The 16061-nt window shown below is 73.1% G+C and carries 12 protein-coding genes; 5 read left to right on the top strand and 7 right to left on the bottom strand.

Going from position 1 to position 16061, the window contains the following annotated elements:
• Window positions 1-25: 25 nt before the first annotated feature.
• The 3 genes from ACWC0C_RS05005 to ACWC0C_RS04995 are packed head-to-tail and all read right to left on the bottom strand — an operon-like array spanning window position 26 to window position 3878.
• Window positions 26-2410, bottom strand: a complete 2385-nt coding sequence (locus ACWC0C_RS05005; RefSeq protein ID WP_450861654.1) for a xanthine dehydrogenase family protein molybdopterin-binding subunit — start codon at window positions 2408-2410, stop codon at window positions 26-28.
• A 2-nt stretch (window positions 2411-2412) separates the two neighbouring features.
• Window positions 2413-2985 carry a (2Fe-2S)-binding protein gene (locus tag ACWC0C_RS05000; RefSeq protein WP_450861652.1) on the bottom strand — a complete coding sequence of 191 codons (573 nt, stop codon included), beginning with the start codon at window positions 2983-2985 and terminating at the stop codon, window positions 2413-2415.
• On the bottom strand, window positions 2985-3878 hold the full coding sequence (locus tag ACWC0C_RS04995; protein ID WP_449194641.1) for an FAD binding domain-containing protein: 894 nt from the start codon (window positions 3876-3878) through the stop codon (window positions 2985-2987). The genes ACWC0C_RS05000 and ACWC0C_RS04995 overlap by 1 nt, the downstream gene beginning before the upstream one ends.
• Before the next feature lie 341 nt (window positions 3879-4219).
• Between ACWC0C_RS04995 and ACWC0C_RS04990 the strand changes: the two genes are divergently transcribed.
• Complete coding sequence (locus ACWC0C_RS04990; protein ID WP_450861650.1) at window positions 4220-5893, top strand: PucR family transcriptional regulator; 1674 nt, start codon at window positions 4220-4222, stop codon at window positions 5891-5893.
• A gap of 175 nt (window positions 5894-6068) precedes the next feature.
• Window positions 6069-6836, top strand: coding sequence for a hypothetical protein (locus ACWC0C_RS04985; RefSeq protein WP_449194643.1), 768 nt, complete (start codon window positions 6069-6071; stop codon window positions 6834-6836).
• 148 nt (window positions 6837-6984) lie between these two features.
• On the opposite strand, the gene ACWC0C_RS04980 is transcribed toward ACWC0C_RS04985, so the two are convergent.
• On the bottom strand, window positions 6985-7785 hold the full coding sequence (locus ACWC0C_RS04980) for a GntR family transcriptional regulator (RefSeq protein ID WP_450861648.1): 801 nt from the start codon (window positions 7783-7785) through the stop codon (window positions 6985-6987).
• A 421-nt stretch (window positions 7786-8206) separates the two neighbouring features.
• On the opposite strand from ACWC0C_RS04980, the gene ACWC0C_RS04975 reads away from it, so the two are divergent.
• The gene (locus ACWC0C_RS04975; protein ID WP_449194645.1) at window positions 8207-9250 is read left to right on the top strand and encodes a DUF2637 domain-containing protein; all 1044 of its coding nucleotides are present in this window, start codon (window positions 8207-8209) and stop codon (window positions 9248-9250) included.
• Between the two features lie 249 nt (window positions 9251-9499).
• On the opposite strand, the gene ACWC0C_RS04970 is transcribed toward ACWC0C_RS04975, so the two are convergent.
• The 3 genes from ACWC0C_RS04970 to ACWC0C_RS04960 all read right to left on the bottom strand — a co-directional run bounded on the left by ACWC0C_RS04970 (window position 9500) and on the right by ACWC0C_RS04960 (window position 13074).
• A complete protein-coding gene (locus ACWC0C_RS04970) occupies window positions 9500-9973 on the bottom strand; it encodes an ATP-binding protein (RefSeq protein WP_449194646.1) in 474 nt (157 codons plus the stop codon).
• Between the two features lie 299 nt (window positions 9974-10272).
• Window positions 10273-12015 (bottom strand): pyruvate dehydrogenase, encoded by a 1743-nt coding sequence (locus ACWC0C_RS04965; RefSeq protein ID WP_450861646.1) that lies wholly within the window; start codon window positions 12013-12015, stop codon window positions 10273-10275.
• A 27-nt stretch (window positions 12016-12042) separates the two neighbouring features.
• Window positions 12043-13074: a protein phosphatase 2C domain-containing protein gene (locus ACWC0C_RS04960; protein ID WP_450861644.1), complete on the bottom strand. Its 1032-nt coding sequence runs from the start codon at window positions 13072-13074 to the stop codon at window positions 12043-12045.
• Window positions 13075-14488: 1414 nt separating this feature from the next.
• Between ACWC0C_RS04960 and ACWC0C_RS04955 the strand changes: the two genes are divergently transcribed.
• Entirely contained in the window at window positions 14489-15469 is a 981-nt protein-coding gene (locus tag ACWC0C_RS04955) for a helix-turn-helix domain-containing protein (protein ID WP_450861642.1), read from the top strand.
• Between the two features lie 106 nt (window positions 15470-15575).
• A complete protein-coding gene (locus tag ACWC0C_RS04950; RefSeq protein ID WP_449194650.1) occupies window positions 15576-16058 on the top strand; it encodes a DUF456 domain-containing protein in 483 nt (160 codons plus the stop codon).
• Window positions 16059-16061 lie beyond the last annotated feature (3 nt).

Below are 16061 nucleotides of genomic sequence, written 5' to 3'. Positions count from 1 at the left end.
GCCCGGAGAGCTGTGGGGTTGTGTGTTACGCAGTGCCCGTGAGGTGTTCCGGCCGCACCGGCGTCCGGTTCAGCTCCAGCCCTGTCGCGTTCCGGATCGCCGCGAGGACGGCCGGCGTGGACGACAGGGTCGGGGCCTCGCCGATACCGCGCAGCCCGTACGGGGCGTGGTCGTCGGCGAGTTCGAGCACGTCGACCGGGATGGTCGGCGTGTCGAGAATCGTGGGGATCAGGTAGTCCGTGAAGGAGGGGTTCCTGACCTTGGCGGTCTTGGGGTCGACGATGATCTCCTCCATCACCGCCACGCCCAGGCCCTGGATGGTGCCACCCTGGATCTGGCCGATGACGGAGAGCGGGTTGAGCGCCTTGCCGACGTCCTGGGCGCAGGCCAGTTCGATGACCTTGACCAGGCCGAGCTCGGTGTCGACCTCGACGACCGCGCGGTGCGCGGCGAAGGAGTACTGGACGTGGCCGTTGCCCTGGCCGGTGACCAGGTCGAAGGCCTCGGTCGGCCGGTGCCGCCACTCCTCCTCCAGCTCGACCACCTCGTCTTCCAGGACGTCCACCAGGTCGGCGAGCACCTCGCCGCCGTCGGTGACGACCTTGCCGCCCTCCAGGAGCAGCTCGGCGGTCGCCCAGGCGGGGTGGTAGGAGCCGAACTTGCGCCGGCCGATCTCCAGCACCCGCTCGCGCACCAGCTCGCAGGCGTTCTTCACGGCGCCGCCGGTGACGTACGTCTGCCGGGAGGCCGAGGTCGAACCCGCCGAGCCCACCTGGGTGTCGGCCGGGTGGATGGCCACCTGGGTGACGCCGAGTTCGGTGCGGGCGATCTGCGCGTGGACGGTGACACCGCCCTGGCCGACCTCCGCCATCGCGGTGTGCACGGTCGCGACCGGCTCGCCGCCGATGACCTCCATGCGCACCTTGGCGGTGGAGTAGTCGTCGAAGCCCTCGGAGAAGCCGACGTTCTTGATGCCGACCGCGTAGCCCACACCGCGTACGACGCCTTCGCCGTGCGTGGTGTTGGACAGACCGCCGGGCAGCTGCCGTACGTCGGCGCCCTCGCTGGACTCCCACTGGCGCTCCGGCGGCAGCGGCATCGCCTTGACGCGGCGCAGCAGTTCGGCGACCGGGGCCGGGGAGTCGACCGGCTGCCCGGTCGGCATGATGGTCCCCTGCTCCATCGCGTTCAGCTGCCGGAACTCCACCGGGTCCATGCCCAGCTTCTTGGCCAGCTTGTCCATCTGCGCCTCGTAGGCGAAGCACGCCTGGACCGCGCCGAAGCCGCGCATGGCGCCACAGGGCGGGTTGTTGGTGTAGAGGGCGATGGCCTCGATGTCGACGTCGTCGATCACGTACGGGCCGACCGACAGGGACGAGGCGTTGCCGACGACCGCCGGGGAGGCGGAGGCGTAGGCGCCGCCGTCCAGGACGATCTTGCACTTCATGTGCGTGAGCTTGCCGTCCTTGGTGGCCCCGTGCTCGTAGTAGAGCTTGGCCGGGTGCCGGTGGACGTGCCCGAAGAAGGACTCGAACCGGTTGTAGACGATCTTCACCGGCTTGCCGGTGCGCAGCGCCAGCAGGCAGGCGTGGATCTGCATCGACAGGTCCTCGCGGCCGCCGAACGCGCCGCCGACGCCGGAGAGCGTCATGCGCACCTTCTCCTCGGGCAGGCCGAGGACGGGCGCGATCTGGCGCAGGTCGGAGTGGAGCCACTGGGTGGCGATGTAGAGGTGGACGCCGCCGTCCTCCTCGGGCACGGCGAGGCCGGACTCGGGGCCGAGGAAGGCCTGGTCCTGCATGCCGAAGGTGTACTCGCCCTCGACGATCACGTCGGCCCGCTTGCGGGCCTCCGCCACGTTGCCGCGGATGATCGGCTGGCGGTGGACGATGTTCGGGTGCGGGACGTGTCCGGCGTGGTGGTCGTCGCGGCCCTCGTGGACGAGGATCGCGTCCGGCGCGGTCGCGGAGGCCTCGTCGGTGATGACGGGCAGTTCCCTGTAGTCCACCTTGATCTTGGCGGCGGCGCGGCGGGCCGTCTCCGGGTGGTCGGCGGCGACGAGCGCGACCGGCTCACCGTGGTGGCGTACCTTGCCGTGCGCGAGGACCGGGGTGTCCTGGATCTCCAGGCCGTAGTTCTTCACCTCGGTGGGCAGGTCGTCGTACGTCAGGACGGCGTACACGCCCGGCGTCTTCAGGGCCTCGCTCGTGTCGATCGAGACGATCTCGGCGTGCGCGACGGTGGAGCGCAGGATCTGGCCCCACAGCATGTCCTCGTGCCACATGTCGGACGAGTACGCGAACTCGCCGGTGACCTTGAGGGTGCCGTCGGGGCGCAGCGTGGACTCGCCGATGCCGCCCTTGGTCCGGGAGCCCTGCGTGATCTTCGTGGGAGCGCCGTTGGCGGGCATGGTCAGACCCCCTCGGACTGGCGGGCCGCGGCGAGGCGCACCGCGTCCATGATCTTCTCGTAGCCCGTGCAGCGGCACAGGTTGCCCGACAGCGCCTCGCGGATGTCCGCGTCGGTCGGGTTGGGGTTGCTCTCCAGCATCTCGTCGGCGGCGACCAGCAGACCCGGGGTGCAGAAGCCGCACTGGACGGCGCCGGCGTCGATGAACGCCTGCTGGATCGGGGAGAGTTCGCCGCCCTCGCCGGTCCGGGAGTCGGAGGCCGGCTGGGCGTCCTGCTGCGTCGTACCGCAGGCGCCGGTGGCGCAGCCGCCGTGCTCCGCGCGCTGCTTGGCGTAGTCCGCCAGGCCCTCGACGGTCACGACCTCGCGGCCCTCGACCTGGCCGGCCGCGACCAGGCAGGAACAGACCGGGACGCCGTCCAGGCGCACGGTGCAGGAGCCGCACTCGCCCTGCTCGCAGGCGTTCTTGGAGCCGGGCAGGCCGAGGCGCTCGCGCAGGACGTACAGCAGGGACTCGCCCTCCCAGACGTCGTCGGCCTCCTGCGGACGTCCGTTGACGGTGAAGTTGACGCGCATCACGCAGCTCCCTCGGATGTGCGGCGGGCGCCGCGGTACGACTCCCAGGTCCAGGTGAGCGTCCGGCGGGCCATCACGCCGACCGCGTGGCGGCGGTAGCTCGCGGTGCCCCGGACGTCGTCGATCGGGTTGCAGGCGGCCGCGCACAGGTCGGCGAACTGCTTGGCGACCGACGGGGTGATGATCTTTCCGTTGTCCCAGAAGCCGCCCTCTTCGAGCGCCGCGTTCAGGAACTCCTCGGCGGCCTTGGCCCGGACCGGGGTCGGGGCGGCCGAGCCGATGCCGGTACGCACGGTCCGGTTCTCGGGGTGCAGCGCGAGACCGAAGGCGCACACGGCGATGACCATGGCGTTGCGGGTGCCGACCTTCGAGTACTGCTGCGGGCCGTCGGCCTTCTTCACATGAACCGCGCGGATCAGCTCGTCGGGCTGGAGCGCGTTGCGCTTGACGCCGGTGTAGAAGTCGTCGATAGGGATCAGCCGGGTGCCGCGGGCCGCGGACTCCACCTCGACCTCGGCACCGGCCGCGAGGAGGGCGGGGTGGGCGTCACCGGCGGGCGAGGCGGTGCCGAGGTTGCCGCCGACACCGCCGCGGTTGCGGATCTGCGGGGAGGCGACGGTGTGCGAGGCGAGCGCGAGGCCCGGCAGCTCGGCACGGAGGTTCTGCATGATCTGCGTGTACGGGACGGAAGCGCCCAGCCGTACGCTCTCCTCGCCCACCTCCCACTCGTAGAGGTCGGCGACGCGGTTGAGGTCCAGCAGGTACTCGGGCCGGCGGTGATCGAAGTTGATCTCGACCATCACATCGGTGCCACCCGCGATCGGCACAGCGGTGGGGTGCTCGGCCTTCGCGGCGAGCGCCTCCTCCCAGCGGGCGGGGCGAAGGAAGTCCATGACCGGCTCTCTTCGTTCGTCTTGATCGTTCAGATTGAGCCAATCCGTACTGCGGCGGGCGCGGCTCGTTCATGTCCTGTTAACGCGGGGTGGACTCAGTACACCGCCCCGAGTCCGGCGTGGTCAGTCACCGAAACCATGAAGGAGTTGGCTGGCCATGGCGGGCATCTTGTAGATTCGTATGAACGGAGGTCATCGGTAACCTCTCCGTTTTCCTGGAGAAACCCAGGAAACAGCGCGGAGACGCTGGAGAGCGCCCCAGTACGTCCGATTCCGGGTGACTCGCTCGTCACCCGCCAAGATCCATCGTAGGTTTCGAGACAAAGAACGGCGGCGACGAAATGCGGCTGCGCGCACTTCTGGACACCGATGCGCTGGGCCTGCGGCTGCTCGGCGGCGAGGACGAGCTGGACCGTTCGGTGCGTGGGGTCATGACCACCGACCTGCGCGACCCGAGCCGCTACCTCTCCGGGGGTGAGCTGGTGCTGACGGGGCTGGCCTGGCGCCGGGACGCCGCCGACTCCGAGCCGTTCGTACGGATCCTGGTGCAGGCCGGGGTGGCGGCGCTCGCGGCCGGTGAGGCGGAGCTGGGCGATGTGCCGGACGACCTGGCCCTCGCCTGCGCCAAGCACCGGCTGCCGCTGTTCGCGGTGCACGAGTCGGTGGCCTTCGCCACGATCACCGAATACGTCGTCCGCCAGGTCTCCGGCGAGCGCGCCGGGGACCTGGCGGCCGTGGTGGACCGGCACCGGCGGATGATGACCTCGGGCCCGGCGGGCGGCGGCCCGGACGTGGTCCTGGACCTGCTCGGCACCGACCTGGACCTGCGCGCCTGGGTACTGGCCCCCACCGGCCGACTGATCGCCGGCTCCAAGGTCGCGGGCCCGGCGCTGCCCGCGGAGACCTGCGCGAAGCTCGCCGCCGAGCACCTGGCGGCCACCCGCACCGGCCGCCGCGGCCCGCACCGCGTCCTGCTCGGCGGCACCACCTACTCCCTCTTCCCGATCCGCTCCTCCGGCCGCTCCCCGCAGGCCGCCCGCGATGTGCGCGAGTCGGTGCTGTCGGACTGGCTGCTGGCCGTCGAGGCGGACGCCGGGGACTGGCCCGAGGAGCGCCTGGACCTGCTGCAGGGCGTCACCCAGCTGATCGCCGTCGAGCGGGACCGCCGGGACGCGGCGCGCACGGTGCGGCGCCGGCTCGCCCAGGAGGTGCTGGAGCTGGTCCAGACGGGTGCCGCGCCCGCCGAGATCGCCGCCCGCCTGCGCGTGGCCGCCCCGGTGCTGCTGCCCGGGCTCGGCGCGGCCCCGCACTGGCAGGTCGTGGTGGCCCGCGTGGACTGGGAGGGCGGCGAGGTCGAGGGCGGCCCGGTCGCCCAGTCGCTGCTGGAGGAAGTGCTGGTCGATCCGCTGGCGGCCGGCCCGGAGCCGTCCGACCGGATCGCCGTCGCGCACACCGGCGACGAGGCGATCGCCCTGGTGCCGCTGCCCGCGGTCTCCGCCGAGCACGACGGCTCGGAGACCGGCCTGCTGGCCGACTCCCTGCTGCAGTCGGTGCGGGAGACGCTGTCGGCGGGCCTGAACGACGACGGGCGGCTCACCCTCGGCGTCAGCGCGGCCGTGCACTCGGCGGAGGGCCTGCGCGGCGCGCTGGAGGAGGCGCGGCACGCCCGCCGGGTGGCGGCCGCCCGCCCGGGCCGGGTCTGCGCGGCGGGGCACCAGGAACTGGCCTCGCACGTCCTGCTGCTCCCCTTCGTGCCCGACGACGTCCGCCGCGCCTTCACGGCCCGCCTGCTGGACCCCCTGACGGACTACGACCGCCGCCACCGGGCCGAGCTGATCCCGACCCTGGAGGCGTTCCTGGACTGCGACGGCTCCTGGACCCGCTGCGCCACCCGGCTCCACCTGCACGTCAACACGCTGCGCTACCGGGTGGGCCGGATCGAGCAGTTGACGGGACGCGACCTCTCGCGCCTGGAGGACAAGCTGGACTTCTTCCTGGCCCTGCGCATGAGCTGAGGTCAGCGGGGGCGCACGGCAGCGCGACGGTCGAACCCGGCCACGCCCCCGCCCCACTACTTTGTGAAATCTTTCACCCACCCCCTTGGCCCGGCCGGGCGATCGGTGCTGGAATGCCGCCACCACTCAACAGCTCGATGGCGTGCTCGGGGAGGGCAACGTGGCGCATACCGCCATGTCTGGTAACGGAACGAACGCCGGTGACGATCCACTCCAGACCGCGGTATGGCGGTTGCGCTCGCGGGCCTGCTGGGCCGACGCGGCGGCTCTGCTGCCGCCCGACACCCCCCAGGCGGCCCTGCAGCGGGCCGCGCTGCTGGTCGAGCGGTGTCTGTACACCGAGCGGGGCTGGGAGGACGCGGAGGACGCCCTGCGGACGGCGGAGGCGCTCGCGCACAGCGACGAGGAGCGGGGGGCCGCCGCCTGCGAACGCGGCCAACTCGCCTACACCGCAACGCTGCACGGGGTGCGGGACCGGGCCGACGAGGCGCGGGCCGCGCTGGGGCGGGCGGCGGCGCTGATCCCCCCAGGGGTGCCGGACCGGGCGCTGCTGGACTTCCGCCGGGGCCTGATCGCCGAGAACCTGACCCACTCCCCGCAGGCGGCACGGGCGGCGTACCGCCGGGCCCACGCGGGTGCCGCCGCGCACGCGGACCCGCTTCTGCTGTCCTTCACCTGGCGCCATCTTTCCGGACTCGCCCTGCGCGACGGGGAGTTGACGGAGGCCCGGCACGGCTTCGCCGAATCCCTGCGGATCCGCGAGGAGTTGGGCTACCTGGTGGGTACGGCGCCCGCGCTGGCCTCACTGGCCGACGCGGAGTCCGAGCCGGAGGCGTCCCGCCTGCGGGAGGAGGCCCGGCGGTTGTTCCGGCTGCTCGGGGGTGTACCGACGTGGCTGGCACGGCAGTTGACCCCACCGGCGCCGGGGGTGGCCACGGCGTAGGGGAGAGTGGGTACGGTTGCGTTCCCGGGTGCGGGTGCCAGGGGCGCGGGGCCGTGTCGACATGCGGCTCCGCCGCGTGGGCGCGAGCGACCACGACGTACCCGCACCCGGGAGACGGCCCGCACCCCTACGGCGCTGACCCGGCTGTTCAGCCCGCGGACGCGAAGTGCTCGGACACCAATGCCCGCACCACATCCATGTCCCCGGCGATCAACGCGTCCAGGAGGGCCATGTGCTCCGCCGCGTCCGCGACCAGGCGGGCCCGGCCCTGCCGTACCGGTGGCCACTGCGACCGCCGGTGCAGATCCGACGCGATCCGGACCAGCTGCTCGTTGCCCGACAGGCCGAGCACCGCCCGGTGAAAGGTCCGGTCGGACTCCGCGTACGTCGCCGGACAGCCGGAGGCGGCCGCGCGGACCGTCTCCTGCGCCAGCGGACGCAGCTCCGCCCACCGCTCACCCGGCACGGTCCGGGCGAGGCTCAGCATCACCGGCACCTCGATGAGCGCACGCACCTCCGCCAGCTCGCCCAGCTCCCGCGCCCCCCGCTGCACGACCCGGAAACCGCGATTGGGCACGACCTCGACCGCACCCTCCAGGGCGAGCTGCTGCATCGCCTCCCGCACGGGCGTGGCCGAGACCCCGAACCGTTCACCAAGCACCGGCGCCGAGTAGACCTCGCCCGGCTTCAGCTCCCCGGTCACCAGGGCCGTACGCAGGGCGTCGAGGATCTGCCCGCGCACCGAGGACCGCTGCACCGCCGCCCGCGGCCCGGGAATCGGCCGCTCACTGTGCGTGTGCTCACCGCGCACGCCGGGCACGGCGGCATCCCGCTCACGCTGGCCGTCGAGGGCGTCCGCCGGGCGCGCCTGCGCGGGCACCCGGTCGCCGCCGGGCGTCCGGCGCTCCGGGGTCTCCGCTCCGGCGGAGCCCTGCGCGCGCTGCTTCACGGGTCCCTCCTGGCGGCTTGTCGGCACTTGGGTCATCGACGGCGGGTTGTCACTTGTCCGTCAAGCACCTTAGGCGCCCGACGCGCCAGTTCAAATTCACCAGAGGGGGAGATAAGGATAGCCTTACCTTCCCCCGCTGTGCGCGATCAAGAATCCCCGGGCCGGAGCACGGCCCAAGGTCCACTAGGATCACCGTTCACAACTTCCCCACCCGTCTCGGGAACTTTCCGGGGAACCGCCCGTGCGGGTAGTCTTATTCGAACTCAACTCCCGCCCCTCAAGCGGCAGTTCGAGCAGAACGCCGCCCTGGGCATCCCCTTGCACTTCCTTGGCGGCCTCTTGCCCCGAAACCCCCTGAGGGCCATCGGGAGTGGGCCACTATGGCGGGCGTTACGCCCTATCCCAATGCAAGGGACCCCTGATGAGACTGACCGACATATCGCTGAACTGGTTGCTTCCGGGCGCCGTACTGCTCCTGGGCATGCTGGCGGCGGTTGCGGTGCTCGCGCGCGGCAAGCGCTCCTCCGGGGAGAACGCGAGCGCCGACGACTCGTGGGAGCGCAGCGAGGAGCGCCGCAGACGCAAGGAGGCCATCTACGGCACCGCCTCCTACGTGCTCCTGTTCTGCTGTGCGGCGGTCGCGGCCGCCCTGTCCTTCCACGGCCTGGTGGGCTTCGGCGAACAGAACCTGGGGCTGACCGACGGCTGGCAGTACCTGGTGCCGTTCGGACTGGACGGCGCGGCGATGTTCTGCTCCGTCCTCGCGGTGCGCGAGGCCAGCCACGGCGACGCCGCCCTCGGCTCCCGCATCCTCGTGTGGCTGTTCGCCGCGGCCGCGGCCTGGTTCAACTGGGTGCACGCGCCCCGGGGAGCCGGCCACGCGGGCGCCCCCCAGTTCTTCTCCGGCATGTCGCTGTCGGCCGCCGTCCTGTTCGACCGCGCGCTGAAGCAGACCCGCCGGGCCGCGCTGCGCGAGCAGGGCCTGGTGCCGCGCCCGCTGCCGCAGATCCGTATCGTGCGCTGGCTGCGCGCCCCTCGTGAGACCTACAGGGCGTGGTCGCTGATGCTCCTGGAGGGCGTGCGCAGCCTGGACGAGGCGGTCGAGGAGGTCCGCGACGACAAGCGGCAGAAGGAGGAGGCGCGGCAGCGCCGGCGCGACCAGCAGCGCATCGAGCGCGCCCAGCTGAAGGCCATCAGCCGGGGCCACCGCGGCTTCGTGGGCCGCGCCGGCCGGCAGGTCGAGGTACAGGCAGTGGAGCGTGGCCCCGCCGAGATGACCGCGGAGCCTGCCATATCCACCGCGGAGCAACTGCCCGTGCGCGCCCGTCCCTCCCTGCAGCCGGTCCGCAGGGGGTCCGCTGAGCCGGTGACCGTCGACCTCACGGCCGAGGACGACACCATGGCCCTGCCGCGGCTGGACTCCCTGGAGCGCAAACTGAAGGACCTGGAGCAGCAGTTCGGCTAGGGCCTGTCCGGCGGATCAGGTCGCAGGAAAGTGACGGCGCCTCATCAGCGCAGGTGACCCCGCGTCTGCGACAGGATCCGCCGGACAGGCCCTAGGATCGCGGCTCATCACGGGCCGCCGGGGCGTGACCGCACGGGTCACGTCCCCGGCCCGCTTCATGCCCCGGATACGGATTCACGCCCCCCGATATGGCCGCACGGCCCGGCGACCTCGGCCCCGCACCATGCGAGCCCGTGCCCCCGCGGAGCCTTACGCCGCCTCGGCGCCCAGTTCGAACCACACCGACTTGCCCACCCCGTGCGGCCGTACGCCCCACGCGTCCGCGAGGGACTGCACCAGCACCATGCCCCGGCCGTGGGTGTCGTCGTCCGAGCCCGGGCCTCTCAGCTCCGGTCTGCGGGCCACGAAGTCCCGTACCTCCACGCGCAGTCCGCCCGGCTCCACCACCGCCGTGAGGACCGCGTCGTCGTCGGTGTGGACGAGCGCGTTGGTGACCAGTTCGCTGGTGAGCAGTTCGGCGATCTCCGAGCGGCCGGGTTTGCCCCAGTCCCGCAGCAGTTCGCGCAACTCCCGGCGGGCCTCGGGCACCGCCCTGAGATCCGCCCGCCCCAGCCTGCGCCGGAGCCGGTGCGCGTGTTCCGTGATGGTGCCGGCCTCTTCCCCCGTCGTCGCCGAGGAGCCCCCGACGACCGCGGGACCGCCCCCTCGTGCCTGACTCTTCATGACCCCCGCCCGCACGCCGCTGGACCCTGCCCCTCCTGGTCGAACACGTTCACGGAGGATGCTTGCCCAGCACGCACACAGGCAGTCATGACGCATGCCCGATGACCGGCGGTTCGGCCACGGCCGTACGGCGCCCGGGCCGGCCGGCGGACCACTGCGCACCCGGGCCGCCGGGTCCCCGCAGGGCGCTGGGCGCCACGGACGCCCCGGGACGGCAAGGAAGATGCGCCCGGCACCGGCCGACGGCACCCCGTCACACGCCGTGAAAGTGGCCGAAATCCGCCCCTTCGCCCCCGGGTTCAGGGGCGCGGCACATTGCGCAGATTGGAGCGGGCCATCTGGAGCATCCGGCCGACGCCGCCGTCCAGCACGATCTTGGAGGCGGACAGGGCGAATCCGGTGACCATCTCGGCGCTGATCTTCGGCGGGATGGACAGGGCGTTGGGATCGGTGACGATGTCCACCAGGGCCGGTCCCTTGTGCTTGAAGGCGTCCTTGAGCGCACCGGCCAGCTGCTTGGGCTTCTCCACCCGCACTCCGTGGGCACCGCACGCCCGCGCCACGGCCGCGAAGTCCGGGTTGGTGTTGGCGGTGCCGTAGGAGGGCAGGCCGGAGACCATCATCTCCAGCTCGACCATGCCGAGCGAGGAGTTGTTGAACAGCACGACCTTGACCGGGAGGTCGTGCTGCACGAGTGTCAGGAAGTCACCCATCAGCATGGAGAATCCGCCGTCTCCGGACATGGAGACCACCTGCCGGCGCCGGTCGGTGAACTGGGCGCCGATCGCCATGGGCAGCGCGTTGGCCATCGAGCCGTGCGAGAACGAACCGATGATCCTGCGGCGGCCGTTGGGCGAGATGTACCGCGCGGCCCACACATTGCACATGCCCGTGTCGACCGTGAACACCGCGTCGTCGTCGGCGACTTCGTCGAGGACGGCGGCCACGTACTCGGGGTGGATCGGGATGTGCTTGTCGACCTTGCGGGTGTAGGCCTTGACCACACCTTCCAGCGCGTCGGCGTGTTTCCTCAGCATCCGGTCGAGGAAGCGCCGGTTCGTCTTCTCCTGCACGCGCGGGATGAGACAGCGCAGCGTCTCGCGTACGTCGCCCCACACGGCGAGGTCGAGCCGCGAGCGGCGGCCGAGCACCTCGGGCCGCACGTCGACCTGGGCGATCCGCACGTCGTCGGGCAGGAAGGCGTTGTACGGGAAGTCGGTGCCGAGCAGGAGCAGCAGGTCGCACTCGTGGGTGGCCTCGTAGGCGGCGCCATAGCCGAGCAGTCCGCTCATCCCGACGTCGAACTTGTTGTCGTACTGGATGAACTCCTTGCCGCGCAGCGCGTGCCCCACGGGCGACTTGATCCTCTCCGCGAACGCCATGACCTCGGCGTGCGCACCGGCCGTGCCGCTGCCGCAGAACAGGGTGACCTTGCCGGCCTCGTCGATCATCTCCACGAGTTCGTCGATCTCGGCGTCGCCAGGCCGGACCGTGGGCCGGGAGGTGACGAGGGCGCTCTGCGCGGCCTTCTCCGGGGCCGGTTCGGCGGCGATGTCACCGGGCAGCGCGACGACGCTGACCCCGCTCTGCCCGACCGCGTGCTGGATGGCGGTCTGCAGCAGCCGGGGCATCTGCTTCGGGCTGGAGATCAGCTCGCTGTAGTGGCTGCACTCCTGGAAGAGGCGGTCGGGATGGGTCTCCTGGAAGTAGCCGAGGCCGATCTCGCTCGACGGGATGTGCGAGGCGAGGGCGAGCACCGGGGCCATGGAGCGGTGCGCGTCGTACAGGCCGTTGATCAGGTGCAGGTTGCCCGGGCCGCAGGAGCCGGCGCAGGCGGCCAGCTGCCCGGTGATCTGCGCCTCGGCACCGGCCGCGAAGGCGGCGGTCTCCTCGTGGCGGACGTGGATCCAGTCGATGGCGGCGTTGCGGCGGACGGCGTCCACGATCGGGTTGAGGCTGTCGCCGACGACGCCGTAGAGGCGGCGCACCCCGGCGCGCACGAGGATGTCGACGAACTGCTCGGCTACGTTCTGTTTGGCCATGCATCCATACAGTCACAGCGATCGCTCTCACGCCTCCCACACGGCCGCCGCCGTACGGTCGTCGGCGTAACCCTTCACCCGCACCTGGGCGTCGGCGAGGAACGCGGCGAGCCCGGGCGGGGTACGGCCGGACCAGCGACGGGCCAGGTAGGCGCAGAGGGCGGCCTCGCCGCGCAGCGGATCGGCCAGACCGGCCGTGCACATCACCAGCGCGTCACCCGGGCGGGCCGGCGAGGCACGGAACCTGAAGGGCTCGCGGGGCGGCTCGGGCGCCGGCTCGAAGGGGCTCGGCGGGATCGGGATGCCGAAGTCCATGGTGAGCCGGTCGCCGTCCGGGGTCTCCGCGGGTGCGCCGGTGCCGCCGTCGGACGTGACCTGCGGCTCGATGTCCTGCCAGGCGCCGTCCCGCAGCCGGAACAGGCCGCCGTCGCCGACGCCGAAGAACACGCGGGTACGGCAGTCCGGGTCGGCCGGCAGCAGCAGACAGCGCAGGCTCGCCGTGTACGCCTCCGGGTCCACGCCCAGGTCGGCGGCGCTCGCGCGGAGCCTGCCGAGGCTGCGGTCGGTCAGCCGCTGCAGGCCCGCCTTCAGATCGCTACGCCGGGCCGCCCGGATGTCCGCCACGAGCCCCTGGTGGCTGCGGCCCACGGCCTGCCCGATCCACCGGCACGCCTCGGCCGCAGCCAGATGCGCGCCCGGCGTGCCCCGCACCCCGGTCGCCATCGCGACGAGCACCAGCGCCTGCTCCCCCGTCCCGAACCGCGCGGTCAGCAACGAGTCCCGCCGCGGCTCCCCCCGGTAGCGCGCCGAGTCCCCCCGCAACGACACGGCCCGCAACGTGCACGCGCCGTACCGCGCCCCGTCCAGCACGGTGTCCGCCACCAACTCCCCCATCCCGTCCGGGGCGACGGCGGGCAGCGCGGTGGGCTCGGGGTCGTAGGTGGGCGGCCCGGAGCCGACGTAGTCGACGGCGGAGGGGGGCGGGGGCGCGGTGAAGACCGTGGCCGCGGCGGGCTCGAGCGAGCGCGACTCGTCACCGGCCACGGGCGCCGACGGCACGGGCGCCGAGGGGTCCTGGGGTTCGCCGGCCGCGGTGGGCGCGCCGGGTGAACGGGGGTCCTGCGCCGAGCGATCCGTGGGCGGCGCGGAGGGCGCAGCGGACGCAGGGGGGTGCGGTGGCTCTGCTGGTGTGGCCGGTGAGCGGGGGTCCCGCGCCGGGCGGTCGGCGGTCGGCGCGGAGGACGAGGCGAGCGTCGGCAGGTCCTGCGGCTCGGCAGGCGCGACGGGTGCCGACGGGTCCTGCGCGGAGCGAGGGGCGGACGGCGCAGCGGGCGATGCGGATGTCGGCAATGCCTGCGACTCGGGAGGCGCGAGAGGCTGCCACGGGTCCTGCGCCAAGCGATCAACGGGCAGCGCGGAGGGTGGGGCGATGGGCGACGGGTTCGGCGGCCGGGGAGGGCCGATCGGTGGCCACGGGGCCTGCGACTCAGGGAGTGACGCGGGGCCCGGCAGGTCGGGCGCCGTCGGCTGGGAGGGGAGGGGGGCTGGTGGTGAGGCGGGTTCCGCTGGGAATGTCGACGGGGTCGGGGGTGCGGCCGACGGAGGGTCCCAGGGCGATCGCCGGCGGGGCGGCGCGCCGGTCGCCGCTCCGGGGGCGGGCGCGGGCGGGGGGACGGGGGGCGGGGCGGCTGGGTTCTCGGGCGCCCGTTGCGTGGGTACCGCGGCCTCCCGGGGACCGGTTCCGCCCGCGCCCGGGGCACCTCGCGCCGCGCCGCCGTCGTCGTCGCTCCGTGCCCTGCCGTCGGCGCTCCGCCTGCCCGGCGCCGGATCGTGCGGCGCCGTCGGCCGGCCCGTCACCGTGTGCTTCGCGGAGGCGAAGCGGTCGTCCAGGGAATCGGGCGCGGCGGTGGGTCCCGTGTCCTCGGTGGAGTCGTCGTACAGCTGTCCCCACCAGTCGTCCTCGGAACGGGCGGGTGTTCCCCCCTGCTGGCTCATGCCCGTAATTGTCCACCGCGCGGGCCGTATGAAAACGGGGCATCAGGAAAATCCGGCGCACCCGGCCACGTCGAGCGCCGTGTCGTGTGAGGGACTGAACAGCCGTACGAGGAACGGCAGATGGCCGCCGGGCGGCCCCACCCCCCACGGGAGGACCGCCCGGCGACGTCCGAAGTGACCCGGCCCCGGATCCCCTTCGCGTGACGCGCACGCCCCGGGCCCGGGCCACGCTCCTGACGACCGGCCCGCTGGGGGCACTCGCCGGTTGGCCGGATTGTGGCTTGGTTTCCTGGGACGCAGCTGTGAATCCGGGCCTCGGTGGCGTCCCGCGGTGCTGCCACCTTGGCAGACTCACCTCCGCTACGGCGATGATGTCTGGCGGCGGGTTTGCGCCGTGGCCGGTTTCCGCCAGGCCGCGCCCGTCGTGGCGTGTTCCGGGCCTGGCCCCAGGCCTGTTCCGGGGGAGGGACGTGGACGGATGCTGGCAGCGATAGGACTGGACGAGACACACGAGGCGGCGTACCGGGCACTGGTGTCCGTGGGCGCGGCCGACGTGCCCGATCTGGCGCGGCGCCTGACGCTGTCCGAGCCGGACGCCGAGCGCGCGCTGCGCCGGCTCGAGCGCCAGGGGCTCGCCGCCCAGTCCCCGGCCCGGCCGGGCCGCTGGGTGGCGGCCCCGCCCGGGGTCGCGCTGGGCGCGCTGCTCACCCAGCAGCGGCACGAGCTGGAGCAGGCGGAGCTGGCGGCGGCGCTGCTCGCGCAGGAGTACCGGGCGGCGGCGGTCGAGCCGGCGGTGCACGACCTGGTGGAGGTGGTCACCGGCGCCTCGGCGGTCGCCCAGCGCTTTCTGCAGCTGCAGCTGGGGGCGGCCGAGGAGGTGTGCGCGCTGGTGACCGGCAATCCGGTGGTCGTGTCCGGCGTGGACAACGCGGCGGAGGAGCAGGCGGCCGGGCGCGGGGTGCGCTACCGGGTGGTGGTGGAGCGCGCGGTGCTGGACCTGCCGCACGGGCTGACCGAGCTGACGGCGGCGCTCGGCCGGGACGAGCAGGTGCGGGCGGTGAACCGGGTGCCGACGAAACTGGTGATCGCCGACCGTTCGCTCGCGATGGTGCCGCTGACCTCGCGCACGGCGGAGCCGGCCGCGCTGGTGGTGCACGCCAGTGGGCTGCTGGAGCTGCTGGCCGGGCTGTTCGAGTCGGTGTGGCGGGAGGCGCTGCCGCTGCGGCTGGGCCCGGCGGGGGTGGCCGAGGAACAGCCGGACGGCCCGGACGCCACCGATCTGGAGGTGCTGTCGCTGCTGCTGGCCGGACTGACCGACGCCAGCGTGGCCAAGCAGCTCGACCTGGGCCTTCGTACCGTGCAGCGCCGGGTACGGCGGCTGATGGAGCTGGCCGGGGTGACGACCCGGCTGCAGCTGGGCTGGCACGCGTACGAGCGGGGCTGGGTCACCCGCTCATAGGCCGCGGCCGCCCCCTCACCTGCGGTTTCGCGGCCTCTCGGCCCACAGGATCGCGCTGCCCCGGCACTCTCCTGCCGTTCCCCGGCTTCTCCGGCACTCTGGGCAGATGGGAGTGTGGGAGCTCCTGCTGGTCGGCGTGGTCATCGTGCTCGGCCTGTGCGGAGTGCTGGTGCCCGGGGTGCCGGGGTCGTGGCTGGTGTGGGCCGCGGTGCTGTGGTGGGCGCTGACCGATCCGCAGCCGCTGGCCTGGGCCGTCCTGGTGGGCGCCGGCGCGGTACTGCTGCTGTCGCTGGCGGTCCGCGCCGCCCTGCCGCCGCGCCGGCTCCGCCAGAGCGGTGCGACGCCGATGACGGGGGTGTACGCGGGCGCCGGGGCGTTCCTCGGTTTCGTCCTGCTGCCGGTGCTGGGCGCCGTCCCGGGTTTCATGGCCGGCATCTATCTGCACGAGCGGATGCGGCTGGGCCGGCACGGCGAGGCGATGGCCGCCCTGCGCACGACGATGCGCTCCGGCGGCTCCAGCGTGCTGACGGAGCTGTTCGCCTGCCTGCTGATCGCGGGGGCGTGGCTGGGGGCGGTGCTGGGGGGCTGAGCG

It is taken from the genome of Streptomyces sp. NPDC001709 (genome assembly GCF_053596375.1).
Note: the sequence above shows the minus strand (reverse complement) of the source record. Positions and strands in the feature narration are given on the sequence as shown.